General features: G+C 72.5%; 19 protein-coding genes and 2 tRNA genes. 9 read left to right on the top strand and 12 right to left on the bottom strand.

Annotation, left to right across the window (positions count from 1 at the left end; translation table 11 throughout):
* Positions 1-177 precede the first annotated feature (177 nt).
* From ACIO5D_RS20535 to snpA (ACIO5D_RS20525), 3 genes are all read right to left on the bottom strand, one after another.
* Positions 178-837 carry a pentapeptide repeat-containing protein gene (locus tag ACIO5D_RS20535; protein WP_400796836.1) on the bottom strand — a complete coding sequence of 220 codons (660 nt, stop codon included), beginning with the start codon at positions 835-837 and terminating at the stop codon, positions 178-180.
* Positions 838-1025: 188 nt separating this feature from the next.
* Positions 1026-1643, bottom strand: a complete 618-nt coding sequence (snpA, locus tag ACIO5D_RS20530; protein ID WP_400655670.1) for a snapalysin — start codon at positions 1641-1643, stop codon at positions 1026-1028.
* Between the two features lie 325 nt (positions 1644-1968).
* Positions 1969-2604, bottom strand: a complete 636-nt coding sequence (snpA, locus tag ACIO5D_RS20525) for a snapalysin (RefSeq protein ID WP_400796833.1) — start codon at positions 2602-2604, stop codon at positions 1969-1971.
* A 219-nt stretch (positions 2605-2823) separates the two neighbouring features.
* Here snpA (ACIO5D_RS20525) and ACIO5D_RS20520 point away from each other — a divergent pair, with 219 nt between their 5' ends.
* Together ACIO5D_RS20520 and ACIO5D_RS20515 are read left to right on the top strand one after the other, a co-directional pair.
* Positions 2824-3909: a LysR family transcriptional regulator gene (locus tag ACIO5D_RS20520; protein WP_400655666.1), complete on the top strand. Its 1086-nt coding sequence runs from the start codon at positions 2824-2826 to the stop codon at positions 3907-3909.
* A 569-nt stretch (positions 3910-4478) separates the two neighbouring features.
* A tRNA-Lys gene (locus ACIO5D_RS20515) sits at positions 4479-4552 on the top strand.
* A 96-nt stretch (positions 4553-4648) separates the two neighbouring features.
* On the opposite strand, the gene ACIO5D_RS20510 is transcribed toward ACIO5D_RS20515, so the two are convergent.
* Both ACIO5D_RS20510 and ACIO5D_RS20505 read right to left on the bottom strand, forming a co-directional pair.
* Positions 4649-5524 carry an alpha/beta hydrolase gene (locus ACIO5D_RS20510; protein ID WP_363606735.1) on the bottom strand — a complete coding sequence of 292 codons (876 nt, stop codon included), beginning with the start codon at positions 5522-5524 and terminating at the stop codon, positions 4649-4651.
* Positions 5521-6405, bottom strand: a complete 885-nt coding sequence (locus tag ACIO5D_RS20505; protein ID WP_400759229.1) for a DUF998 domain-containing protein — start codon at positions 6403-6405, stop codon at positions 5521-5523. The genes ACIO5D_RS20510 and ACIO5D_RS20505 overlap by 4 nt, the downstream gene beginning before the upstream one ends.
* 136 nt (positions 6406-6541) lie before the next feature.
* On the opposite strand from ACIO5D_RS20505, the gene ACIO5D_RS20500 reads away from it, so the two are divergent.
* The 3 genes from ACIO5D_RS20500 (at position 6542) to ACIO5D_RS20490 (ending at position 10670) form a co-directional block, all read left to right on the top strand.
* A tRNA-Lys gene (locus ACIO5D_RS20500) sits at positions 6542-6615 on the top strand.
* Between the two features lie 277 nt (positions 6616-6892).
* Positions 6893-9415 (top strand): transglycosylase domain-containing protein, encoded by a 2523-nt coding sequence (locus tag ACIO5D_RS20495; RefSeq protein WP_400655662.1) that lies wholly within the window; start codon positions 6893-6895, stop codon positions 9413-9415.
* 157 nt (positions 9416-9572) lie between these two features.
* Positions 9573-10670, top strand: a complete 1098-nt coding sequence (locus ACIO5D_RS20490) for an EamA family transporter (RefSeq protein WP_400655660.1) — start codon at positions 9573-9575, stop codon at positions 10668-10670.
* On the opposite strand, the gene lepB is transcribed toward ACIO5D_RS20490, so the two are convergent.
* Both lepB and ACIO5D_RS20480 read right to left on the bottom strand, forming a co-directional pair.
* Positions 10633-11241 carry a signal peptidase I gene (gene lepB / locus ACIO5D_RS20485; RefSeq protein WP_400796830.1) on the bottom strand — a complete coding sequence of 203 codons (609 nt, stop codon included), beginning with the start codon at positions 11239-11241 and terminating at the stop codon, positions 10633-10635. The two genes, ACIO5D_RS20490 and lepB, sit on opposite strands and share 38 nt — an antisense overlap.
* 477 nt (positions 11242-11718) lie before the next feature.
* Positions 11719-12054, bottom strand: coding sequence for a chorismate mutase (locus ACIO5D_RS20480; protein WP_363606727.1), 336 nt, complete (start codon positions 12052-12054; stop codon positions 11719-11721).
* Between the two features lie 306 nt (positions 12055-12360).
* Between ACIO5D_RS20480 and ACIO5D_RS20475 the strand changes: the two genes are divergently transcribed.
* Both ACIO5D_RS20475 and ACIO5D_RS20470 read left to right on the top strand, forming a co-directional pair.
* Positions 12361-12786, top strand: coding sequence for an OsmC family protein (locus ACIO5D_RS20475; protein ID WP_363606726.1), 426 nt, complete (start codon positions 12361-12363; stop codon positions 12784-12786).
* Positions 12787-13258: 472 nt separating this feature from the next.
* The gene (locus tag ACIO5D_RS20470; RefSeq protein WP_400796827.1) at positions 13259-15469 is read left to right on the top strand and encodes a putative bifunctional diguanylate cyclase/phosphodiesterase; all 2211 of its coding nucleotides are present in this window, start codon (positions 13259-13261) and stop codon (positions 15467-15469) included.
* A 133-nt stretch (positions 15470-15602) separates the two neighbouring features.
* Here the strand turns inward: ACIO5D_RS20470 and ACIO5D_RS20465 are convergent, their stop codons facing one another.
* The gene (locus ACIO5D_RS20465) at positions 15603-16703 is read right to left on the bottom strand and encodes an LLM class flavin-dependent oxidoreductase (protein WP_363606723.1); all 1101 of its coding nucleotides are present in this window, start codon (positions 16701-16703) and stop codon (positions 15603-15605) included.
* 546 nt (positions 16704-17249) lie between these two features.
* Between ACIO5D_RS20465 and ACIO5D_RS20460 the strand changes: the two genes are divergently transcribed.
* Both ACIO5D_RS20460 and ACIO5D_RS20455 read left to right on the top strand, forming a co-directional pair.
* Positions 17250-17846 (top strand): VTT domain-containing protein, encoded by a 597-nt coding sequence (locus ACIO5D_RS20460; protein ID WP_363606722.1) that lies wholly within the window; start codon positions 17250-17252, stop codon positions 17844-17846.
* Between the two features lie 297 nt (positions 17847-18143).
* Positions 18144-19424, top strand: coding sequence for a hypothetical protein (locus ACIO5D_RS20455; RefSeq protein ID WP_363606721.1), 1281 nt, complete (start codon positions 18144-18146; stop codon positions 19422-19424).
* Between the two features lie 100 nt (positions 19425-19524).
* Here ACIO5D_RS20455 and ACIO5D_RS20450 read toward each other — a convergent pair whose 3' ends face one another.
* From ACIO5D_RS20450 to ACIO5D_RS20435, 4 genes are all read right to left on the bottom strand, one after another.
* Complete coding sequence (locus ACIO5D_RS20450; protein ID WP_400796823.1) at positions 19525-20442, bottom strand: alpha/beta fold hydrolase; 918 nt, start codon at positions 20440-20442, stop codon at positions 19525-19527.
* Positions 20439-21524 (bottom strand): branched-chain amino acid ABC transporter permease, encoded by a 1086-nt coding sequence (locus ACIO5D_RS20445; protein ID WP_400796820.1) that lies wholly within the window; start codon positions 21522-21524, stop codon positions 20439-20441. The genes ACIO5D_RS20450 and ACIO5D_RS20445 overlap by 4 nt, the downstream gene beginning before the upstream one ends.
* A 167-nt stretch (positions 21525-21691) precedes the next feature.
* On the bottom strand, positions 21692-22558 hold the full coding sequence (locus ACIO5D_RS20440; RefSeq protein WP_363606717.1) for a branched-chain amino acid ABC transporter permease: 867 nt from the start codon (positions 22556-22558) through the stop codon (positions 21692-21694).
* Positions 22558-23334 carry an ABC transporter ATP-binding protein gene (locus tag ACIO5D_RS20435; protein WP_400796897.1) on the bottom strand — a complete coding sequence of 259 codons (777 nt, stop codon included), beginning with the start codon at positions 23332-23334 and terminating at the stop codon, positions 22558-22560. The genes ACIO5D_RS20440 and ACIO5D_RS20435 overlap by 1 nt, the downstream gene beginning before the upstream one ends.
* Positions 23335-23341 lie beyond the last annotated feature (7 nt).

The raw sequence follows: 23341 nt of genomic DNA, 5'->3' as shown, positions 1-23341 counted from the left end.
TCATCGATCGCGCAGCATCCTCCTCCCGTCCCGAACGGCCCCACCAGAGGGCCGCGCCAGGGTTGGCGGACTGTTCTCCCCGCCGTCACCGAGCGGCCGGCAGCTGAACGGCGGGCCGCCCCACCGGGGTGCCGGACCCGGCGGCGGGCCGGGCCTGAGGGCGGGTCGGGCGCGAGCTCAGCCGTCCTTCACGGTGATGCCCAGGGCGTGGGCGAACTGGGGCGCCAGCTCCATCAGTTGGAGCGAGCTGATCAGGGCGCCGCGCAGGCCCTCGGGCCCGTCGGTGAGGCCGAGCCGGACGGCGCCGCGCAGATCGGTCCTGGTCATCCTGGCGCCGCGCAGCCGGACCTCCTCCAGGGTCGAACCGGGGAAGGAGACATCGGTCAGCTTCGCGTCGCCGAAGTCCACGTCGCGCAGCAGGCAGTCCTCGAAGACGACATCCCGCAGGACGGCGGCGCGCAGATTGACGGCCTCCAGCTTGCAGCCGCGGAACACCACCCGGCGCAGCGCCGAGCCGTGCGCGGCGACGCCGGCCAGGACGCCGCCGGTGACGGCGCTGTCCTGCCAGTCGCTGTCGCTGAGTTCGCAGGCCACCCAGCGGCCGGCCTGTGCCCACACCTCGTTGAAGCGGGCCTGGCGGAGCTTCATCCCGCTCAGCGAGACGCCGGTGAACGCGCACTCCAGGAAGGTGGCACCGCCGGCCGACTGGTCGCGGTAATCGCCGCCGTCGAAGTGGACGGTGTCGTAGCGCTCGTCACTGCGCAGCGGCCCGGTGTGCGGGCGCAGCAGTGCCGCGTACGGCAGGTCGGCCAGGCGGTCGGGGACGGACAGGGGCATGGCGGTGGCACCTCACGGTCGGCGGACGGGTCCTCGTCCGCATGCTCGCACGCGGCACCGACAGCGACACCGACACCGACAGCGCCGCGACGGCGGGATCACGGCGCCGGAAGGACCGCGCGGACGCGTGCGGCCCGGCCGCTCCGGGGAGCGGCCGGGCCGTCAGGGCTGCGGCCGGTGCGAACCGGTCAGCCGCGGAGCCAGAGGGAGTTCACCCGGCTGCGCTCGGCGCTGTTCGGGTAGGGGTTGGTGCAGGAGGTGCCGGGGCCGCCGCCCGACATCAGCTCGCTGCACGGGCCGGAGTAGTGGTCGGGCAGGCCGAGCACGTGGCCGGTCTCGTGCGCGGTGACCCGGACGGAGCTGTACTGCCGGTTCTGCTGGTAGTCCAGGAAGATGTAGCCCCGGCCGTGACCGTCGGTGCTGGCGTACGAGCCGCGCGAGTCGTTGCCCTCGTAGTAGCGGAAGTCGGCCGCCGAGCCCGAGCGGAGCTGGACGTTGGCGACCGAGCTGTTCCAGATCTGGGCGGACTGGGCTATCTGGCTGCCGAAGCTCGGGGCGCTGCTGGCGTCGTAGGTGACCACGACGGCCTTGAGGTACGGGGTGGCCGCCTGCTTGGCGAGCGCGGACTTCATCACGGCCTCGTAGAACGCCTTGTTGCCGGCGTCCTCGGCGGCCGAGCCCGCGTACCCCGTGGTGGCCGTGTAGCCCTGGACCGGCGCGGCGGCGGCCGCGGTGGGCAGGGCGACCAGGCCGGCGGCGAGCGCGAGACCGACGGCGGCGGAGAACGTCCGTGAAATGCGGTTCATGTGGGGGCTCCGATTCATGAGCGCCGCGGCCGATGGGGGTCGGCGGCGGGACACCTGTCGAGCGGGTCGATGCCCAGAGCTTCGGGCAGCGCGGCGGCCCGGCGCATGATGTCAACCGGTGATAGTGCCGCCCAATACCCCTGCTATCCGGGGCCTTTGAGGTGTCTTTGAATCGCCTTGACTCTGACATGCCCCTGGCATTCCACTCGGGCGGCGGTTAGGCTCCCGGCGAGGAGGCGGACATGGACAGGACGAGCGGAAAACGCGAACGCGTAGCGGGCCGCCCGTACCGGCCGGGCGGCCCGCCACCGGTGCCGGTCGGGCGTCAGTGCGCGGCCCGCAGGCCGTTCTCCCAGAGGGCGTCGACCTGCTGGCGCTCGGCGGCGTCCGGGTAGGGGTTGGTGCAGGACGGGCCGGGACCGCCGCCGGACATCAGCTCGCTGCACGGGCCGGAGTAGTCGTCCGGCAGGCCGAGCACGTGGCCGGTCTCGTGCGCGGTGACGCGCAGTGAGCTGTACTGCTGGTTCTGGGTGTAGTCGAGGAAGATGTACCCGTGGCCGTGGCCGTCGGTGCTGGCGTACGAGCCGTTGCTCGGGTCGTCTCCCTCGTAGTAGGAGAAGTCGGCGTTGCCGCCCTCCTGGAGCTGGACGTTGCCGACCGAGCCGTTCCAGATCTGGGCGGCCTGGGCTATCTCACCGGCGAAGGACGGCGCATTGGTGGTGTCGTAGGTGACCACGACGGACTTGAGGTAGGGCGTCTTCGCCTGCTTGGCCAGGGCCGACTTCATCACGGCCTGGTAGAAGGCGAGGTTGTCGGACCGGTGCGCGGCCGTCCCGGCATGGGCGGTGGCCGTGTAGCCCTGGACGGGCGCGGCGACGGCGGCCGTCGCGGTGGCGGGGACTGCGGCGAGACCGGTCGCGAGGACCAGGCCGAGGGCGGCCGACAGAACGGGTCGCTTCACGTGGGGGCTCCGATTCACGGATGCCGGAGCGCCGTCGGCCGATGGGGGCCGGCCGCGGCGGCGGCGGGGATGGGCTCTCTGCCCCAGAGCTTCGACCCGGCCCGCCTCCCGGCGGATGATGTCAATCGGCGATAGCGGCGCCCAATACCGCAGGACCGTCACAACCTTGACGCATGTCATGTCCTTGGCGAGTCAGGTTGGCGCCGTTATGCTCCCGATGTGGAGCTCGACGTGAGACACCTCCGGGTGCTGTGCGCGATCGCCGACACCGGCAGCCTCCGCAAGGCCGCGTTGCAGCTCGGCATGACCCAGCCCTCCCTCACCACCCAGTTGCACCGCATCGAACGGACCGTCGGCGGCAGCCTGTTCACCCGTGAGCAGACCGGCAGCCGGCCCACCGCGCTCGGCCACTCGGTGCTGTCCCGGGCCAGACCGGTGATCGCCGAGATGACCGCGCTGGTCGCCGCCGCCCGGCAGGAGGCCCTGGAGTCCGCGGGCAGCGAGCGCAAACGGCGGCTGCGGATCGGCAGCGTGGGCAGCCGGGCGGTGGCGGCCTGGCTGCGCCGGGTGCACGACCGGCTGCCGGAGACGGACACCACCATCCACATCGACATCTCCGCCAACGCCCTGCTGCGGATGGTCGCCGCCGACCAGTTGGACGTCGCCTTCGTGCACGAGAGCGAGGGCTTCCCGCTGCGGGTGCCGCCCGATGCCGAACACCGGGTACTGATGGCCCGTGAGCCGCAGTTCGTCGCACTCGCCGCCGGCCATCCGGCCGCCACACTGCCCGTCGTCCACCTGGCCGACCTCGCCGAGGACACCTGGATGGTGGACCCGACGGCCGACCACGAATACGCGGCGATGCGCCGGGTGTTCACCGAGGCCGGGCTCAACCCGCGGGTGGTACAGGTCCGCGACAACGCCACCGCCGCCGAACTCGTCGCCTCCGGCGAGGCCGTCCGGCCCTGCCAGCCGACCTCGTCCCCCGGGCCCGGCACGGTCGTCCGGCCGGTGCACGGCGACCCGTTGGCCGTCCGGCTGCTGCTGGCCTGGCGGCCGCGCGCGCTCAGCCCGCGCGCGCTCGACGCGCTCTACGGGGAGTTGCGCGCCGCCTACCTGGACCTGGCCCGGGTGAATCCGGCCTATCTGGCCTGGCTGGTCCGACACGACCAGGCACTGCACCACCTGCTGGGCCAGGACCTCGACGACCGCCCGTCCGAGGGGCAGGCCCGCGCGGCTCAGTCCGTCCCGGCGGCTCCGCCCTCCCTGGCGTGCGGCACCTCGGGCGACGGCACGGCGCGATGAGGGCGCTCCCGACATGCCCGTTTCGCCCGTTTCGCCGCTCCGTCAGCCCCAGTTGACGCCGCCGTGCGCGAACCGGGTGACAGCTCGGCGGGTTTCCGGGCATGCCCGCGCGCCGTACGCCACGGCCCGGCGGATCACCCCGCTAGATTCGTCCCGGTTGACAGGGAGCGGGTCCGGGCGGACTCCACGACACGGGTGGCCTGCGGGCAACGCGGAAGGTCAAGGCCGGTGGCAGGACAGCGGGGGCGGCGCCGTTCCCCCCGTGTCCGCACCACCGGCCTCGTGATCACCGCGCTGCTCGCCAGCGCCTGCCATGCCGTCGCTGTGGCCGCGGCCCTCCCGCGGGCGGCCGCGGTCCTTCCGCGGAGGGCGGCGAAGGCGAGCCACTTCTCCCGGCCCACCTTGACGCAGTCCACGCCCGCCAGACCGGGCGAGCCCAGGCCGGCCAGGCCCTTGCGGGTCGCCACCACGGCGGTGACGAGGTTGACCTCGCTCGCGACGGAGTGTGGCCGCGCGGTCGCGATTCGGCGGATCGGCCCGGCTCCGTGTAACCTCTTCCAGGTCAGCAGGCGCCGCTAGCTCAGTTGGTTAGAGCAGCTGACTCTTAATCAGCGGGTCCGGGGTTCGAGTCCCTGGCGGCGCACATGGCAAGGTCTCAGGCCGTTCACCTCAGGTGGACGGCCTGAGGCGTTTCCGGGGCAGGGCACCGGACGCCGAGTGCGGGGCGGCGTGCCCCGTCTCAGCGGGTGTCCAGGATCGCCGAGGCCACCGCGTCCGGCCGGTCGAACATCAGCAGGTGACCGGCCGGTGCGGTGGTCCGGAAGTCGGCCCCGAGCAACGCCGCGAGTTCCCGCTGGCCGCCCAGCCAGTCCTGGGTACGGCGGGTCCGGCACCCGTCGTCGGCGGCGAGCACGGTGACCGGCAGGTCGTCCGGCAGCGGCGCGGTGCACCGCAGTTCGTCCAGCTCGGCGGCCATGTCCAGGTAGCGCGCGTTCTCCCGGAGCAGCGCGCGCAGGGCCCGGCCGGTCCGGTAACAGTGCCGCACCAGGGGCGCCGGGGCGAGGTCCTCCCGGCGGACCGTGGACGCTCTGGCGGTCAGCCGGCGTGCGGTCGGCCCGAAGAGGTAGGGCACCGCGACCGCCGTGGCCGCGCCCGCGATCGTACGGGCCGCCAGATCCCGCAGTCCGGGAGCCGGGCGCGGGCGCGGGTCCGACTCGACACTGCCGTCCAGCAGGACCAGCCCGGCCACCCGCTCCGGGTGCAGCCGGGAGAAGGCCTCGACGTGGAACCCCGCCAGCGAGTGGCCCGCCACCGTGCAGGGCCCGTGCAGCCCGAGCGCGTCCAGCACGCCCCGGATGCGTTCGGCCTCGCCCGCCGCCGAGGGGGCCGGACGGGTCGCGGGCTCCGGCGCGCTCAACCCGTACCCGGGCCGGTCGAACCGGACCACGGTGCGGTACGGGGCGAGGAAGGAGACGACGAGGTCCCAGTCGAACCAACTGCTGCCGAGCCCGCCGGTGAGCAGGCAGACCGGCCCGTCGCCCTCGATGCGCACATGCAGGGGTATGCCGTCGATGCGTAGGAACGTCGCCGTCGCGCCCCCTCTTTCCATGGTCATCGCGACTCCCACCCCTCGGCCCCGGCCTGGCCCTGCGCCGCGTCGTGCTCGACGTGCCGTTCGGGGTGCCGCCCGGTGCACTGCCCGGCGTGCCGTCCGGTGCCGCCGTGAACGGCCGCCGGCCCCTCGAAGCGGGCGACGCTCCGGGCCAGGACCGCCAGCCAGAGTGCGACCAGGAGGACCTGGAGCCGCTGGCCCGCGCCCAGTGACCAGGTGCCGTGACCGGCCTCGAAGGCGGCGATCGCGGCCAGGCTCCAGCCGGTGGCCAGCAGCTCGCCGGCCAGCAGCCACGGTCCGAACCGGCGGACCGGCGGCCACCAGCCGTAGCGCCGGGCCGCGACGGTGAGCGCGATCAGCCCGGTGAGCGCCCCGACCATGGCGAGGCTGCTGGTCACGGCGTGCGCGGTATGGGTGGCCGGGACCAGCCCGGCCGTCTCCCGGGCCGCGCACATCTCGTCGCTGGTGGGCGCGCAGCTCAGTGGCAGGCGGGAGTCGGCAGCCGTGGCCACGCCGAACAGGGCCAGCGCCGCCCAGCCGGTCACCGCCCAGGGGAGCCAGGGCCCCACGCCGCCGACCGGCCCGGTACCGGCTCGGGCGCCGTCGGCCCGCGCGGTGCGGCGCGCCGCGGACCGGGCGCCCGCGACCAGGGCCGTGACGGCCGCCGCGAGGACGGCGAGCCCGGCGACCAGGTCGGTGGCCCGGAACAGCCCGCCCAGCGGCTGGTCCTCGGCGGCGAGTTCGCTGATGTACGCCTGGACCGGGTCGAGGCCGGTGCTCAGCACCACCTCCAGCACCCACGCCGTGTACGCCACCGCGCTGAGCAGCAGCAGGGCTGCGACGGCGAGCCGAGCTTTCCGGCGGCCGGGGTCTGGGCTGGGCACGTTTCCACCCTAACCGGCGGAAAACTCCGCCCCAACCGGGCGGAAACGGGCACCCTCGGCGGGCAGCGGACCCCCGGCCGGACCGCGGCGGTACGACGCACCCCTCGAAACCGTGTATTGTTTTCCAGGTCAGCAGGCGCCGCTAGCTCAGTTGGTTAGAGCAGCTGACTCTTAATCAGCGGGTCCGGGGTTCGAGTCCCTGGCGGCGCACAGACATTGGGGAGCCTCTCGCACACGCGAGGGGCTCCCCGATTTTTTTGCCCATGGTGCCCGATTTGCGTGTGATGTCGGTCTCGCTTCCTGTCCTGGCGGAGCCAACCGACCCTTTCCACGCGTTCTGGGCTGTAAACCGGAAACGGGACAAAGGTCCCTAACCGTCGACGAACCCGTCTGTGCAGGCTGGCTCGGTCCACCCACAGGAAAGGCCGCCGCTTTGTCCCGAAACGCCCAGAGCGGCCGCCGTGTGCCGTCCGCCAGACTCCGCCCGGTGAAGCGCCTGAAGCGTTCATCGGAGCGCCCCGCCCGCAGCGGCAAGCCGAAGCGTCCGAAGCGCACCGGCTGGCGCCGGCTGATCCCGACCTGGCGGATGACCCTGCTCGGGCTCGCGGCCTCGCTGCTGCTCGGCGTCGGCCTGTTCGCCCTGGGCGTCGCCCTGGTGAAGGTGCCGGACGCGCACGCCGCCGCGACCGCCCAGAGCAACACCTGGCTCTACCAGGACGGCTCGGTGATCGCCCGGACCGGCCAGACCAACCGGCAGAACGTCGGCCTGGACAAGGTCTCCCCCGCCGCCCAGCACGCCGCGCTGGCCGCCGAGGACCGCAACTTCTACCACGAGGGCGCCGTCAACGTGCCCGGTCTGGCCCGCGCCGCCTTCAACACCGCCAAGGGCGAGGGCACCCAGGGCGGCTCCACGATCACCCAGCAGTACGTGAAGAACACGTACCTGAGCCAGAAGCAGTCCGTCACCCGCAAGGTGAAGGAACTCTTCATAGCGATCAAGGTGGACGCCACCGAGAGCAAGGACGAGATCCTCTCCGGCTACCTCAACACCTCCTACTACGGGCGCGGCGCCTACGGCATCCAGGCCGCCGCCCAGGCGTACTTCGGCGTGGACGCGTCCGCCCTCAACGCCGCCCAGGGCGCCTACCTGGCCACGCTCCTGAACGCGCCCAGCGCCTACGACGTGGCCACCGCGACCCCGGCGGGCAAGCAGAACGCCCTCAACCGCTGGAACTACGTCCTGGACGGCATGGTGAAGGAGGGCTGGCTCTCCGCCGAGGAGCGGACCGCCACCGCCTTCCCCGAGGTCAAGGACCCGCAGGGCAATCCCGGTCTGTCCGGCCAGGCCGGCTACCTGGTCGACGCCGCCACCCAGTACCTGACCTCGAACCAGATCATCACCGAGGCCGAGCTGGCCAAGGGCGGCTACAGCATCAGGCTGACCGTCGACCCGGCGCGCCAGCAGGCCCTCCAGGACTCGGTGCAGGCGCAGCTGCACGACACCCTCAACCCGGACAAGCGGAAGAAGGACGCGGCCGCCCAGGCCGGCGCCGTCTCGGTCGACCCGAAGACCGGTGCCGTGGTCGCCCTGTACGGCGGTGTCGACTACACCAAGCACTACATCGACAACGCCACCCGGCGTGACTACCAGGCCGGCTCCACCTTCAAGGCGATCGCGCTGGCCGCGGCGCTGGAGAACGGCGCCAAGACCCAGTCCGGTCAGACCATCACACCGCGCACGGTGTACGACGGCACCAGCGGCCGCAAGGTCCGGGGCGGCAAGGGCACCCCGTACGCGCCGCCGAACGAGGGCGACAAGAGCTATGGCCAGGTCACCCTTCAGCAGGCCACCGACTGGTCGGTGAACTCGGTGTTCGCCCAGCTCGCCCAGGACACCGGGCTGCAGAAGGTCCGGGACACCGCCATCGCGCTCGGCCTGCCGAGCAACACCCCCGGGCTCGACCCGGTGCCGTCCATCCCGCTCGGCGCGGCCACCCCGAGCCCGCTCGACATCGCCGGTGTGTACGCCACGCTGGACAACGACGGCAAGCAGATCACCCCGTGGCTGGTGCAGGCGGTGGACCGCGAGGGCGAGCAGCTCCCGCTCCCGGCCCACAAGACCACCCAGGCGGTCAGCCAGGAGACCGCGCGCCAGGTCACCTCGATGCTGCAGGGCGTGGTGAGCGACCCGGGCGGCACCGGCTGGCGGGCCAAGGCGCTGGGCCGCCCGGTCGCCGGCAAAACCGGCACGACGGACGACCAGAAGTCGGTCTGGTTCGTCGGGTACACCCCCGAGCTGGTGACCTCCGTGGCGCTGTTCGGCCAGGACCCGACCACCGGTGCCCAGGTCAGCCTCAGCGGCACCGGCGGGATCGACGGCGCGGCGGGCGGCCAGTACCCCGCGCAGATCTGGACCAGCTACATGAAGGCGGCGCTGAAGGGGCAGCCGGTCGCGAACTTCGCCTCGCCGTCGGGCGCGGACGACTCCTCGTCGAACAGCGGATCCTCCGGTGGCCCGGACAGCTCCTCGACCCCGTCCGGGTCGGCTTCCGCCCCGGCCTCCTCGGGCGGCAGCGGTGCGACGGGCGGCTCGGGCACCGGTTCCGGCGCGGGCACCCCGCCGGGTGCGTCGAGCGGCGGGTCCTCGGGCGGCTCCGGGTCCTCGGGCGGCTCCGGGTCCTCCGGGTCCTCGGGCTCGTCCGGTGGACAGGGTGGCTCGGGCGGTTCCGGTGGTTCGGGCTCGGGCGGCGGGGCGACCGCCCCCACCCAGCCCACGACGCCCCGGCCGAGCGGCAAGCCCACCCGGACGCCGGCGCCGACCACCGGTCCGACCACCGCGCCCGAGCCCTCGGGCGGTACGGGCGGCGGCTCGGGCTCCGGTACGGGCTCGGGCTCGGGCTCCGGTACGGGCTCCGGCACGGGCGGCTCGGGCTCCGGCACGGGCTCGGATACGGGTACGGGTGGCGGCACGGGCGCGGGCGCGCTCTCCGGAGCGGGCGCGCGGCAGTAGTCGGGGCGCGTCGGCCGCGACCGCCTGGGGGTGGTCGCGGCCGACGGGCGTTTTCGGGCGATCCCAGGTGTACCCGCCACCCTGCACAGGTTCAGGCAGGACCAAATACCGAAATGGCGCCTTACCCAAGCGCCGGTATGACTGTCACAATGCGTCGGTGCACAGCTCAACGCCCCGGCTCGACCGTTCCTCGGGCAGAACCCTCGGCCTCGCCCTCGCGCTGGTCTCCGCCGTCGCCTTCGGCGGCTCCGGCACCGCCGCCAAGCCTCTGATCGAGGTCGGCCTCTCGCCGCTGCATGTGGTCTGGCTCCGGGTCACCGGCGCCGCCGTGGTCCTCCTCCCGCTGGCCTACCGCCACCGCGCCGTCGTGCTCCGCAGGCCCGGCCTGCTCCTCGGGTTCGGCCTGCTCGCCGTGGCCGGCGTCCAGGCCTGCTACTTCGCGGCGATCTCTCGGATCCCGGTCGGCGTCGCCCTGCTGATCGAGTACCTCGGCCCCCCGCTGCTCATCGGCTACGTCAAGTTCGTCCAGCGCAGGCCGATCAGCCGGGGCTCCGCCATCGGCGCCGGCGTCGCCGTGGCCGGGCTGGCCTGCGTGGTCGAGGTCTGGAACGGTCTGAGCTTCGACGCGTTGGGCGTCCTGTTCGCGCTCGGGGCGGCCTGCTGTCAGGTCGGCTACTTCGTCCTGGCCGACGCCGGCAGCCGGGGGGACCGCCCGGTGGACCCGATCGCCGTCAGCGCGTACGGGCTGCTGATCGGCGCGGTGGTGCTCACCGCCTTCACCCGCCCCTGGCAGGCCGACTGGAGCCCGCTCGGCGGTGACGTCGTGATGAACGGGCACACGCTGCCCGCGCTCGTCCCGGCGGCCTGGATGATCCTGATCGCGACCGTGCTCGCCTACCTGACCGGTGTGGTCGCCGTCCGGCACCTGTCGCCCCCGGTCGCCGGGGTGGTGGCCAACCTGGAGGCCGTCGTCGCCACCGTCCTCGCCTGGATCCTGCTCGGCGAGCACCTGGGTCTGCCGCAGATGGCCGGCGGCCTGCTCGTCCTGGCCGGCGCCTTCGCGGCCCAGGCGAGCAAGCCCGCGGTCGAACCGGCCGGTGCCGTGGCGGCCGGATCCGAGGTGACCGGGGCCGAGGTGACCGGTGCTGTCGCGGCCGGAGCGGAGGCGGCCGGTACCGCCCGTGGTTCCGGGGGACGCGCGGCCTCCCAGCGCGAGGTCAGCGACCGACCCAGCCGAACCAGTCGAGGTGGCTGAGCGGCCACACGACGGCCGACACCGGCCCGACCACGTTGTCCACCGGCACGGCCCCACCACCGGGGCCGCGCTGGTGGTAGCGCGAGTCCGCCGAGTCGCTGCGGTGGTCGCCCTCCACCCAGACGTACCCCTGGGGCACCGTGACCGGCCCGAAGTTCATCCCGGCACAGGAGTCGTCCCCGGGGTGGAGGTACGGCTCGTCGACCTTCGCCCCGTTGACGGTCAGCGTGGTACCCGAGCACTGCACGGTCTGGCCGCCGGTCGCGATGACCCGCTTGACCAGGTAGTTGTCGTCCTTCGGCGGGATCAGCCCGACGAAGCCGAGCACCGAGCCCAGGGCGTTGGACACCGGGTTCCCGCCGGTCGGCTGCGGCGGCAGCCAGTCACCCGGGTCCTTGAAGACCACCGGCTGGCCGGCCTCCGGCTCCCAGCCGGTCAACGGCGCGAGCTTGTTCACCCCGACCCGGTCGCCGATCCGCAGCGTGTTCTCCATCGACCCGGAGGGGATGGTGAACACCTGGAACAGACAGGTCTTGATCAGCAGCGCGACCACCAGGCCGACCGCCGCCATCGCGGGGATCTCGATCCACCACGGTCGGTGACGACGCCCTGCCCGCCGGTCCCCGGCGTCCTTCTGCGGCTTCGACGGCCTCGGCGCCTTCCGCGTCCGTGCCCGGCGTGCCTCGGCGCGGCCACCGCCACCGCCATCGCTGGAGCCACCGTGGCCATTGTGGCCGCCGCCGACAGCCGGGGGCTGGCCGGCCCCGGCGTCGCTGTGCGTATCGGGCAGGTTCACCGCCATCGTCGCTGCTCACCTCTCCGGCTGGGGGAACCTGCACGCTACGCCAACCGTGAAGCCTCACGAAATCCGGCTTTTAGCTGCGCCCGACATCGCGGCCGAGGACATGTCGAGGAGAGCACGACGCGATCACCTGCGGATCGCCCGGTGAGTCGCGGCACCCGCGCGGCCTCGGGCACGGCCGCAGGGGCGGGCTCAGGGGCACGGACCCGGGCCCACGGGCTCGGGTACGGGCTGGGGTCCGCGGGCTCAGGCGCGGGCGATCGCCTCGTGGTGGCGGATCACCTCGGCGATGATGAAGTTGAGGAACTTCTCCGCGAACACCGGATCGAGATGCGCCCCGGCGGCCAGCTCCCGCAGACGCCGGATCTGGTCGCGCTCCCGCGCCGGATCGGCCGGCGGCAGCCTGTGCTCGGCCTTGAGCCGGCCGACCCGCTGGGTCGCCTTGAAGCGCTCGGCCAGCATGTGGACCACCGCGGCGTCGATGTTGTCGATGCTCTCGCGCAGGCTGGTCAGCTCGGCCCGCACGGCGTCGTCGATCCCCTCGGGAAGTCCGGCATCGGGGGTCGTGGGGTGATCCGTCATCGGGGCGGCTCCGCGGCTGTCTGGTGGTGGGCACCCGACCGTCCGACGGCCGGGCTCGGGCCCGGGCAAATCTAACAGGGCGCCCGGCGCGGATCCGCACCATTCGGCGTATCCGTCCACGATCCGGACAGCGTACGGACCGATGGGCGACCGGCGCCCGCGCACCGGCCGGCGCGGGCCCGGGTACTTCCGGGCACGGCGCCCCGAGTCGCTGCGCGTGGTCGGCCCCCGACCTCCCCGTAGGCTGGTGCGCGGCATGACCGGAAGTGACGAATCAGCAGTTCCTCATACCTGGAGGTACCGATCGTGGCAACCACTCGCACCGCCCGCACCGCGTGGGAAGGCAACCTGCTCGAGGGCAAGGGTCAGGTGACCTTCGCCTCCTCCGGCATCGGTGAGTACCCGGTCTCCTGGCCGGCCCGGTCCGAGGAGCCCAACGGCAAGACCAGCCCGGAGGAGCTCATCGCCGCCGCGCACTCCGCGTGCTTCTCGATGGCCCTCTCGCACGGCCTGGCCGGCGCGGGCACCCCGCCCACCAAGCTGGACACCCAGGCCGATGTCACCTTCCAGCCCGGCACCGGTATCACCGGCATCCACCTGACCGTCACCGGCCAGGTGCCCGGCCTCGACGAGGCCGGCTTTGTGAAGGCCGCCGAGGACGCCAAGGCGAACTGCCCGGTCAGCCAGGCCCTGACCGGCACCACCATCACCCTCACGGCCAAGCTGGCCTGACCCCTCTGCCGGGGCCGCCGGCTCCGATCCCGGGGCCGGCGTTCCGGCGGGTCATGCGGGCCCGGCGGGCCGGTGCGCGGCATGAACATGTGGGCGCGCTCCGGGTACTCAAGGAGCGCCCGACGGCGTGCACTCGGAGCACGCGCCCCCGGTGCACATCATGTGATGTGCACCGGGGGCGTCCGCACGTACCACCACACTTGATCTCAAAGCGGACGAATCACCCTGGCGGCGGTCACCGCGCGTTGTCGCCGCGTCTTATGATCGGCCGCAGCGCCCTGTTCTTCACGCGGGTCTCCACACGAACGCTCACCAACGAGCGCTCAGCACCGGACTCCGAGGACCTCGACAGAGTGCGGGAGCCGGCCGCCGCAGTCCCGGGTGTCCGGCCGGACCAGCGTCAAGCGTCAGCAGCGGACGGGAGCATGCCGTGCCGGGCCAGAACGAGGGGGCCGACGCACACCACCCAGGCGTGCGGCACGAAGAACCGCAACACCACCGCCGTCTGCTGTCGCCGGCCCTCCGCCCGGCCGACGGCCCCGTCGGCACCTCCGGCGCCGCACGGGACGGCACTCACGGCTTCTCCGTCAACACCGTCACCGGTGACAGGGCCACGCCCGGAACCGGTACCGGGCCCGGCACCGGTGCCGACATCGGACACGCTGCCGTACCCGGCTTCGGAGCGGCCGGCAGGATCGCCACCGCGGTCGACAGCACCGTCGTCCGCTGCCCCACCTGCTCGGCCCCGCTGACGAACGGCTCGCACCGGCCGGCCGCCGGAGCCGACCAGCCGGCCGAGGGGACCGACCGGCTACTGGCCGCGCTGCGTGCCAGCGAGTCCCGCTTCCGGGCCGCCTTCTGCGACGCGGGCATCGGGATGGCACTGATCGACCCCGACGACCGGATCATCGAGGTCAACCCCGCCTTCGCCACACTGATCGGCCGCGGGGTCGGCGAACTGGTCCGCACCCACATCCACGACATCATCGACCCGGAGGGCATGCCGCACCGCCTCTTCCCCGAACTCGTCCGGGGTGAGCGCGAACGGCTGCGGGTGGAGAAACAGCTCAAGCACCGCGAGGGCCACACGGTCTGGAGCAAGGTGACCATCTCCCTGATCAGGGACGAGGTGGGGAGCCCGCTCTACACGCTCGCGATGGTCGAGGACATCACCGAGCAGCGCCGGCTCGGCGACCGCCTGGAGTACCAGGCACTGCACGACCCGCTGACCCGGCTGCCCAACCGAACGTCCTTCTTCGAACGGCTCGACGCCGCCTGCCTCACCACGAGCGGCCCGGCGGCGGGCCAGACCGGCGGCCCGGGAGACAGCCCGGGAGACAGCCCGGCCGTCGGACCGGGCGGGGCCGCAGCCGCCTCCCCGGCGACCGGGGCGGGCCCCGCCGGGCCGGACAGGCGCCGGGTCGGGGTCTGCTACCTGGACCTCGACGGCTTCGCCGCGATCAACGAAACACTCGGTCACCACATCGGCGACCAGTTGCTGATCGCCGTCGCCACCCGGCTCCGGCACGGATTCTCCGAACAGGCCGCCCATCTGGTGGCCCGGATGGGCGGCGACGAGTTCGCGGTCCTGGTCACCGACAGCAAGGGCAGTGACCAGCTGACCGACCTGGCCGGCCGGATCCTCGCAGTGCTGGAACAGCCGTTCGACGTGGCCGGGCACCGGCTGGTGGTGACCGCCAGCGTCGGCGTCGTCGAACGGTCCGTGCACGAGACCACACCCACCGACCTGGTCAAGGACGCCGACGCCACCCTGTACTGGTCCAAGGCGGACGGCCGGGCCCGCTGGACCCTCTACGACCCGGACCGCGGCGCCCACCAGCTCACCCGCCAGCTGCTCGCCACCGCACTGCGCCCGGCCCTGGAGCGCGGCGAGTTCACCATCGAGTACCAGCCCCTCGTCGGCCTCTCCGACGGTGCGGTGCGCGGCGCCGAGGCCCTCGTCCGCTGGCGCCACCCCCGCTACGGGACGCTCTCCCCGGACCGCTTCATCCCGCTGGCCGAGGAGTCCGGTGCGATCGTGCCGCTCGGCAAGTGGGTCCTGGAGGAGTCCTGCCGCCAGGCGCAGCGCTGGCTCACCGAGTTCCCCGACACCGAGACGTTTGTGAGCGTCAACCTCGCCGCCCGGCAGATCTGGGACTCCGACGTGGTCGCCGACGTGGCGCAGGCGCTCGACCGTACCGGTCTGCCGGCCCGGCTGCTGCAACTGGAGATCACCGAGAGCGCGCTGCTCGGCCCGGGCGGGCGCCCCCTGCAGGCCCTGCAGGCGCTCGCCGACATGGGCGTCCGGATCGCGATCGACGACTTCGGCACCGGCTACTCCAACCTGGCGTACCTCTCACGGCTGCCGGTGCACGTGCTGAAGCTCGACGGCACGTTCATCGAAGGGTTCCGCGACCCGGCCCCGGCGGGCCGCACCGAGCTCCCCGGGGCCGGCACCCGCCGGAGCGACGCCGATGAGCAGATCGTCGGCGCGATGGTGCAGCTGGCCCACACCCTCGGCCTGACCGTCACGGCCGAGGGCATCGAAAGCGCGGCGCAGGCCGAGCGGCTGCGGTTGACCGGCTGCGACACCGCCCAGGGCTGGTACTTCGCCAGGCCGGGCGAGGCCGAGCTCGTCGCCGCCATACTCCGTGAGGGCCGCCCGGGGCCGGGCGGGCGATAGCGGCGGATTGCCGCGGCTCGGCCGGAACGGTGTCCGCGCGGTGTTCGCACAGTGTGTGCGCGGCGGCGCCGGGACGGGCGCGGATTCGGGCGCCGACCGGGCGCCGGTCCGCCGCGACCGGCCTCGGCCCGGCTCAGGCGGTGCCGGACTGCCCGGTCAGTCCGTACGCCTGGGCGATCAGCCCGTACGAGCGGTACCGGGCCTCGTGACCGTGGATGTGCGAGGTGACCATCAGCTCGTCCACCCCGGTCCGCTTGCGCAACGCCTCCAGCCCGTCGGCGACCTCGCCCGGTGAGCCCAGGACGACATTGCCCAGCCAGTCGTCGACGAAGTCCGCCTCCACCGGGCTGTACGGGTAGGACTCGGCCTCCTCGGGGGTGGGGATCGGGCCCGGGTTCCCCCTGCGCAGCCGGAGCATCCCGAGCGCCGCCGAGCGCGCGAGCCGTCGGGCGGTCGTCTCGTCGTCGGCCGCGACCGCGCTCACCCCGATCAGCGCGTACGGCTCGCTGAGCACGGCCGACGGGCGGAACGCCGAGCGGTAGAGATCGAGGGCCGGGATGGTGTTGACGCTGCTGAAGTGGTGGGCGAACGCGAACGGCAGGCCGAGGCGGCCGGCCAGCTGGGCGCTGAAGCCCGACGAGCCGAGCAGCCAGATCGGGGGCCGCCCGTCCCCCTGCGGGACAGCCGTCAACCGGGCGTAGGGGTGGCCGGCCGGGAAGTCGCCGTCGAGGAAGTGCGTCAGCTCGGCGAGCTGCTGGGGGAAGTCCTCCGCGCCGTCGGCGAGGCCCCGCCGCAGTGCTCGCGCGGTGGCGGGGTCGGTGCCGGGGGCCCGGCCGAGGCCGAGGTCGATGCGGCCGGGGTGCAGAGCCTCCAGCAGGCCGAACTGCTCGGCGATCGCCAGCGGGGCGTGGTTCGGCAGCATGACTCCGCCCGAGCCGAGCCGCAGTGTCGTGGTGTGGGCCCCGAGGTGGGCCAGCAGGACGGCCGGCGTGGAGCTGGCGACGCCCGGCATGCCGTGGTGCTCGGCCACCCAGAAGCGGTGGTAGCCCCACTCCTCCGCGCTGCGTGCCAGCGTCGTGGTCGCGGCCAGCGCCTCGCCCGGCGTGTAGCCGACGCCGACGGTGGCCAGGTCGAGGATCGAGAGCGGCGCGGGCGCCGCCCCCCGGACAGTGCCTCGGATCGCCGCGTGGGTCTGCGGTTCGGGTCCGCGCTCCTGCTGGTCCTCGGTGGTCATACCGTCCGCCCTCCGGGCTGTCGTGGAGCGACCGTGCCCATGCGCCGGTGGTCGCTTCTGCCGACGGAGGTCAACCACACGGCCGAGTCGGCTGTTCCCGGGGCCGGGCGGCCCGTCCGGGTGCCGGTCCCGTTGGTGCCGGTCCCGTTGGTGCTGGTGCCATTGGTGCCGGCGCCGCCCCGGTCGGGTGAGGATGCGGCTACCGACCGTTCGGCTGACTCAGAGCCAGCGGGCGGACACGCGTGGCGACTTCACGCCAGAGCGGGAAGTCGCCAACCGCAGGGCTCGCGATCGGCGGCCGACGTCCGGCAGGCTAGTGATCAGGAGCGGATCACCCAACCGGATCCGCACTCCACCAGCAAGGTCGTCGGGCTGGACCAGCGCCGATCGATCCCCGTGAGCCCCTGGAGCGGCACCCCGCTCCAGGGGCTCGCGCCTTGTGACGCAGGGCATGCCCGGGGTGCTTCATGGCATGAAAAGTCGAGGCGCTAGCGTTGACCCCTGCAGCCATCTGCTCCCTCGGGCAGCCTGGAGGGAGTATGGACCTTGGACATCGCGGCGGTGATCGGATCCTCGTGGATCTGCGCCCTGGCGCTCTGCGCCGTATTGGGCGACGCCTTTCTGCCCTTCATCCCCAGCGGGACGCTGGTCATCCTGGCCGTGCTCAAGACGGCACAGATAGACGGCGCGCCGGTGGTGCTGGGGCTGTGCGTGGCACTGGCCTCGTTCCTCGGCGATCTCCTGCTGCTCAGCCTCGCCCGGCGCGGCGCCCCTCTGGTGAGTCGACGGCTTGAGCACCGCCCACAGCTGGCGGCGAACGTCGCCAAGGTCCAACGGGCCCTGGACGGCCGGACCACCGGGGCGGCGGCAGCGATGGTGGTGATCGCGCGGTTCGTACCGGCCGGGCGGACCGTCCTCGACCTGGCCATCGGCCACTCCCCCGCCCACCCGCGCCGCTTCCTCCGCTGGTCCGCGCTGGCCGCACTGGTCTGGGCCGCCTACATCGTGACGCTGGGCTGGCTCAACAGCCACTGGTTCGACACCGCCTGGCTGAGCCTCGCGGTCTCCTGCACCGCCGCCACCATCGTCAGCACCGCCATCGCGCGCGTCGTGCGCCGCAGCCGGCGGCTGGCCGCCGCCTGAGGGCTGACGGGGCTGGGGGCCGCCGCCTGAGGGCTGACGGCTGGGGGCTGAGGGCTCGGTGATCCGCCGCGGCGGCACGGGCCAGTGAGCGCAAAGCGTCACAGGACGGAAACAGAAGGCCGGTCTTCGCAGCCTATGTGGGCACGCTGCGCGTGTTGGCTGTCGACGGACCTCGGCACCTTGGTGACCCCTGAGTCCGCGTGGCATGCTAACGGCGGAATATTCATCAATTGCCCGATTTGACCGGTGTGGCCCTCCGCCACCCTCGGCACCCGGCCAGGGCATCCAGGGGAGACCATGACCAGCATCTCTCGAAGGACCGTGCTCAGTGCCACCGCTGCGACTGCGGCTCTCGGGGCGGTCGCGGCGTGTTCCAGCAGCGGATCGAGTCCTGGCTCCACCACCTCCTCCCCTGTTTCCGGCAGCAGTAGCGGCAACGGGCGGACGGGAACCGGAGATCCCGCCAAGGGCGTGCCGCCCAAGGGGACGCCCATCGGTGATGGTTCCAACGCCGACACCGGCCCCCAGCCGAACCAGCCCAAGGCCGAGAAGCTCAAGCCCGGTGAGCGACCGCCGCAGTTCGTGGTGTTCTCCTGGGACGGCGCCGGTGGCACGGAGGACGGCCAGTTCCCCCGCTTCCTCAAGCTGGCCGAGGAGCACAAGGCCTCGATGACGTTCTTCCTCTCCGGGATCTACGCCCTCCCGAAGGGCAAGGCCGACCTCTACCACCCGCCGAAGCACTCGGTCGGCGCGTCCGACATCCCGTACCTCTCGGACGGCGCGGTCAAGAGCACGCTCAAGCTCATCAGCCAGGCCTGGCTGGCCGGCCACGAGATCGGCACCCACTTCAACGGGCATTTCTGCTCGACCCGTTCGGACGGCAACGGGGTCAACAAGTGGACGTCCGAGGACTGGCAGAGCGAGATAGACCAGGCGATCTCGTTTGTGACCCAGTGGCGGACCAACACCGGTTTCACCGACGTCGACCCGCTTCCCTTCGACTACAAGAAGGAGCTCATCGGCGGGCGAACCCCTTGCCTCGAAGGGCAGAAGGCCCTGCTGCCGACCGCGGCGAAGATGGGGTGGAAGTACGACGCCAGCTCTTCCGGCGGCCTGCAGATCTGGCCGCAGAAGGTGCAGGACGGCAAGGTCTGGGACTTCCCGCTGCAGAGCATCCCGTTCCCCGGGCACACCTTCCAGGTGCTGTCGATGGACTACAACATCCTGGCGAACCAGTCGGCCGGCAGCACCAAGGGCGACCCGGGCAAGTACAACGACTGGCGCAGCCAGGCCAGGGACGCCTACCTGGCCGGCTTCGACCGCACCTACAACAGCAACCGCGCGCCGTTCTTCATCGGCAACCACTTCGAGCAGTGGAACGGCGGGATCTACATGGACGCCGTCGAGGAGACTCTCAAGACGATCGCGGGCAAGCCGGAGGTCCGGCTGGTGTCGTTCCGGCAGCTGGTCGACTGGCTGGAGGCCCAGGACCAGTCGACCCTCCGCAAGCTGCGCACGCTGAACGTTGGGCAGGCGCCCACCGGCGGGTGGGAGACCTTCCTGGGTACGGCCGGCTGAAACCCGGACGACCGCAGGGACAGCGGCCGGCGAGGGTGCTGCTGGGGGTGCCGGACCGGTCGGCGGTCCGGCACCCCACCGGCCGACCCGGCCAGGTCTGTTACCCGATGGAAGGCCCGGCCGGGCCGGGCCCGAGGAGGCGCTGCACCACGGCCTCGGCCCCGGCTCGGCCCCAGAGAATCGAGTAGTGATTGGTGTCCGGTACGAGCTCGGCCGCCACCACACGGGCCGGATCCAGTCCGGCCATCGCTATCCGCTTGCCGTCGTAGAGGGCCTGCGACTCGTCGAGCAGGCCGCGTTCCGCCCAGAGCAGTTCACCCGTGCACGGCAGCCGGTGCACGGCGGCGGCCGCCTCCTGGTCGAGCAGGACCTGGGCCCCGTCGACCTGAACGGCCTCCAGCACACAGGAGGAACGCAGCTCGGGTGCGGTTCCGATGAGATCGCGCTGGGTGTAGGCGTCGATCTCGTCCGACCAGTCGGCGCCGAAGGCCGGGTGCTGCTGCCAGAACGCGCGATAGGCCTGACGGTCCGGGAAGGTCATCGAAAGCCGCGCCAGCGCCGGGCCGAGCACCGCGGCCAGAACGTCCTCCTCCCGGACGCCCTCCGGCAGGGGGAAGGTCACCGCGCCGTCGACCAGCACCACCCGGCTGACGAGGTCCGGATGCCGCACCGCCGCCAGGGCTGTGACCCAGGCACCCATGGAGTGCCCCACCACGACGGTGGGACCCAGGTCGAGCGCCGTGATCAGCGCGGCCACGTCATCCGCGTGCCGGGCCAGACCGTACGGTCCGCTCACGGTGTGGCTGGCTCCGCGTCCGCGCAGGTCGGGCGCGAGCAAGGTGGCCCGGCCGGCGAGCCGGCGGGCGACCTCGAACCAGGCGAGGCCGTTGGCGGTGATGCCGTGCACCGCCACGATGGTCGGGGCCCCCGGGTCGGTGGCGGGCCAGCGAAGGACGGCCAGGCCCCCTCCTGGGACCGGTACCGTCAACTCCTCGGGGTGCAGCGGTGACTGGCTCACGCGGGGCTACCTCCTGTGGGACGGGCGCTGCGGGCACCGGCAGAGGGCCGGGCCGAGCGGGTGGAACGGGCGGCTCGAATGCGGGCAGGAAGTCTAGCCAGGCCGCCGGGCAGCAGGTAGACCACGGCGACGAAGAGGCCGCCCAGGAGGAAGAGCGGCTGGGAGAGCGGGACCCGCAGGACCGCCGGCAGGTCGGCGATCGTCTCGGAGTTGGCGAGGTCCCCGAGTCGGTGACCGGCCCAGGTGTAGATGACGCCGCCCAGCAAGGGACCCCAGCGCGTGCCGGATCCGCCGAGGACGACCATGACGAGGAGCGAGAGCGTGGCGTCGGAAGTGGCGGCCTGCGGGGTGGCGCCGCCGGTCAGCAGGAGGTAGACCACCCCACCCACGGCGGCCAGGGCGCCGGCGAGGACGAACGCGATCAACTTGTACCCGTAAGGGCGGAGTCCGAGCACCTCAACCCGGCGCTCGTTCTCCTTGATGCCCTCCCAGACCCGGCCGAGAGGCGAGCTGACGGCCCAGTGGACGGCGGCCAGGGTCAGCACCAGGTAGGCGACGGCGATCCAGTAGAGGTTGGCGGTGTTCTCGATGCCGAGGAACGCGGACGGCAGTTGGTCGGCCGGCGCGGACCGCCCTTCCTCGCCACCGGTGACGCCACCGGGGTTGCGCTGGACGAGGATCGAACCGGCCTGCGCGAAGGCCAGTGTGACCATGGAGAACCCGATGCCGGTGACGCGGAGGCTGACCGAGCCGAGCAGCAGGGCCAGCGCGACGGCACAGGCGACACCGAAGAGGGCGGCCGCGGCGAAGGGCAGTTGGAGCTCCAGCATGCCCAGGTTGGTGGCATAGAGGCCGGTCGCGAAGTAGAGCGCGTGGCCGAAGGAGAGCAGCCCGGTACGGCCGAGCAGGAGGTCGTAGCCGGTGGCGAGGGCCCCGTAGAGCAGGCACAGGGCGATGAGTTGGAGACTTCCGGGGCTGCCGAGCGGGCCGTCGAGCAGTCCCGGAACGGGAAGCGCACTATAGGGGGCGACAAGGAGCACGATCAGCAGAGCGATCGGCCACCAGCGTAGCGCTCGGTGCACCGGTGTCGAGCGCTCAGTGACTGATTCACCTGTTCGAGGGATAGCGCGGCCCTCGCTCACTCGTCCAGAATGTGTCTCGGCAGGGCTGGTGACAGTCCCCCCTGCCGGAGTGGCGGCGGTGCGGTCGGCCGCGGCGCCACCGGTGCTCGTGATCGGGGTGTTGGCGCTCACGCGAGCCTCCCGGTGAGTCCGCGGGGTCGTACGAGAAGCAGTACGGCCAGCAGGACGACGACCGACAGGTCGCCCAGTCCCGCAGCGGTGTAGTAGTTGGCGAACTGCTGGACGAGACCGACACATACCGAGGCGACGGCGGCTCCGGTGACGGAGCCCATGCCGCCCATCACGACGACGACGAAGGCGAAGATGAGCAGGCTGGTTCCCTGGCCGGGGTTGACCGAACCGAAGTAGAGGCCGCCGAGCGCGCCGCCGAGGGCGGCGGCCGCCCCACCGATGGCGAAGACGAGGGTGAACGCCTTCCGGACGTCGATGCCGAGCGCGGTGACCATCGCCCGGTCCTCGACGCCGGCCCGGACGATCAGCCCGTAGCGGGTCCGGGCGAGGAACAACCGAAGAGCGAGCAGCAGCAACGCGGCCGCGGCCACGAGGACGAAGCGGTTGACCGGGACGGTCGCACCGAGCACGTGCCAGGTGCCGGAGAGCAGGGCCGGTTGCGGGAAGGGGCGGGCGTCAGCGCCCCAGATGCCCATCAGGAGAGCGGGGACGGCCAGCCCGACACCGACGGTGGCAAGGATCTGGTCGCGTGGGCGGCTGTAGAGCGGCCGGATCAGAAAGAGTTCCAGCAGGACGGCGGCGGCCGTACCGACCAGCGTGCCGAACGGCACGGCGAGCCAGAAGGCGAAGCCGGCCTCTGTCCCGGCCCACCAGGTGGCATAGGCGCCGATGGAGAGCAGAGCGCCGTGCGCGAAGTTGAGCACGTCCATCAACCCGAAGATCAGTGAGAGACCGGAGGCCACCAGGAAGTACAGCGCACCCAGACCAAGTCCAGTGCAGGTAAGGAGGACGACGGTGTCCATCAGGGGTTCACCTCCGTGGTGACAACAGGAGCGGCCGGGGCCTGCCCGGCCGCCGCAGGGCCGGGCCGCGAGGCGGCCGAGAGGGGTCTGGCGCCCGGGCGGTGGCTGCCGACGCCCAGCAGGCGGCGGGCGGCCTCTTCGTCGGCCAACAGTTCGGCAGTGTCGCCCTGGTGGGCAGTTCGCCCGTCGGCCAGGACAGCGCAGGTGCCAGCCAGACGGCGGACGAGCGCGAGGTTCTGCTCGACCAGGAGAACGGGCACGGCCTCGGCCGCTCGCGCCAGGACATCGGCAACCTCGGCAACGATCTTCGGCGCCAGGCCCTTGGTGGGCTCGTCGGCGATGATCAGCCGGTTGCGGTTGAGCAGCGTTCGGCCGATGGCCACCATCTGCTGCTGACCGCCGGAGAGCGTCCCGGCCAACTGGCCGGACCGCTGCTTGAGTTCGGGGAACAGCTCATGGACGAGCTGGTAGGCCGGTTCGCCGTTCCGGTCGCGCTCGGCGAGGCGAAGGTTCTCGGCGACCGTCAGACCGGCGAAGATCCCCCGGTCCTCAGGGGCGTACCCGATGCCCTGACGGGCCACGATATGTGTTGGCAGAGAGGAGAGTTCAGTCCCGGAGAAGAGAACACTGCCGGTGCGCGGCACAAGGCCCATGACGGCCTTGACCGTGGTGGTCTTGCCGGCGCCGTTGCGACCCAGAAGGGCTGTGACCCCGGTCGGCGCCACGTCGACGTCGACCCCGTGAAGGATGTGCAGCCCATCGATGACGACCCGCAGGCCACGG

Origin of the sequence: Kitasatospora sp. NPDC087315, assembly GCF_044744345.1 — a bacterium.
GTDB lineage: Bacteria > Actinomycetota > Actinomycetes > Streptomycetales > Streptomycetaceae > Kitasatospora.
This window is presented reverse-complemented; position numbering and strand designations above follow the sequence as displayed.

Bases quoted from the DNA above. Each gene is read 5' to 3' on its own strand.
- snpA (WP_400655670.1), bottom strand. From the start codon at position 1,643: ATGAACCGCATTTCACGGACGTTCTCCGCCGCCGTCGGTCTCGCGCTC.
- ACIO5D_RS20480 (WP_363606727.1), bottom strand. From the start codon at position 12,054: ATGACGGATCACCCCACGACCCCCGATGCCGGACTTCCCGAGGGGATC.
- ACIO5D_RS20455 (WP_363606721.1), top strand. From the start codon at position 18,144: ATGACCAGCATCTCTCGAAGGACCGTGCTCAGTGCCACCGCTGCGACT.
- ACIO5D_RS20440 (WP_363606717.1), bottom strand. From the start codon at position 22,558: ATGGACACCGTCGTCCTCCTTACCTGCACTGGACTTGGTCTGGGTGCG.
- ACIO5D_RS20535 (WP_400796836.1), bottom strand. From the start codon at position 837: ATGCCCCTGTCCGTCCCCGACCGCCTGGCCGACCTGCCGTACGCGGCA.
- ACIO5D_RS20510 (WP_363606735.1), bottom strand. From the start codon at position 5,524: ATGACCATGGAAAGAGGGGGCGCGACGGCGACGTTCCTACGCATCGAC.
- ACIO5D_RS20465 (WP_363606723.1), bottom strand. From the start codon at position 16,703: ATGACCACCGAGGACCAGCAGGAGCGCGGACCCGAACCGCAGACCCAC.
- lepB (WP_400796830.1), bottom strand. From the start codon at position 11,241: ATGGCGGCGGTCGGCCTGGTGGTCGCGCTGCTGATCAAGACCTGTCTG.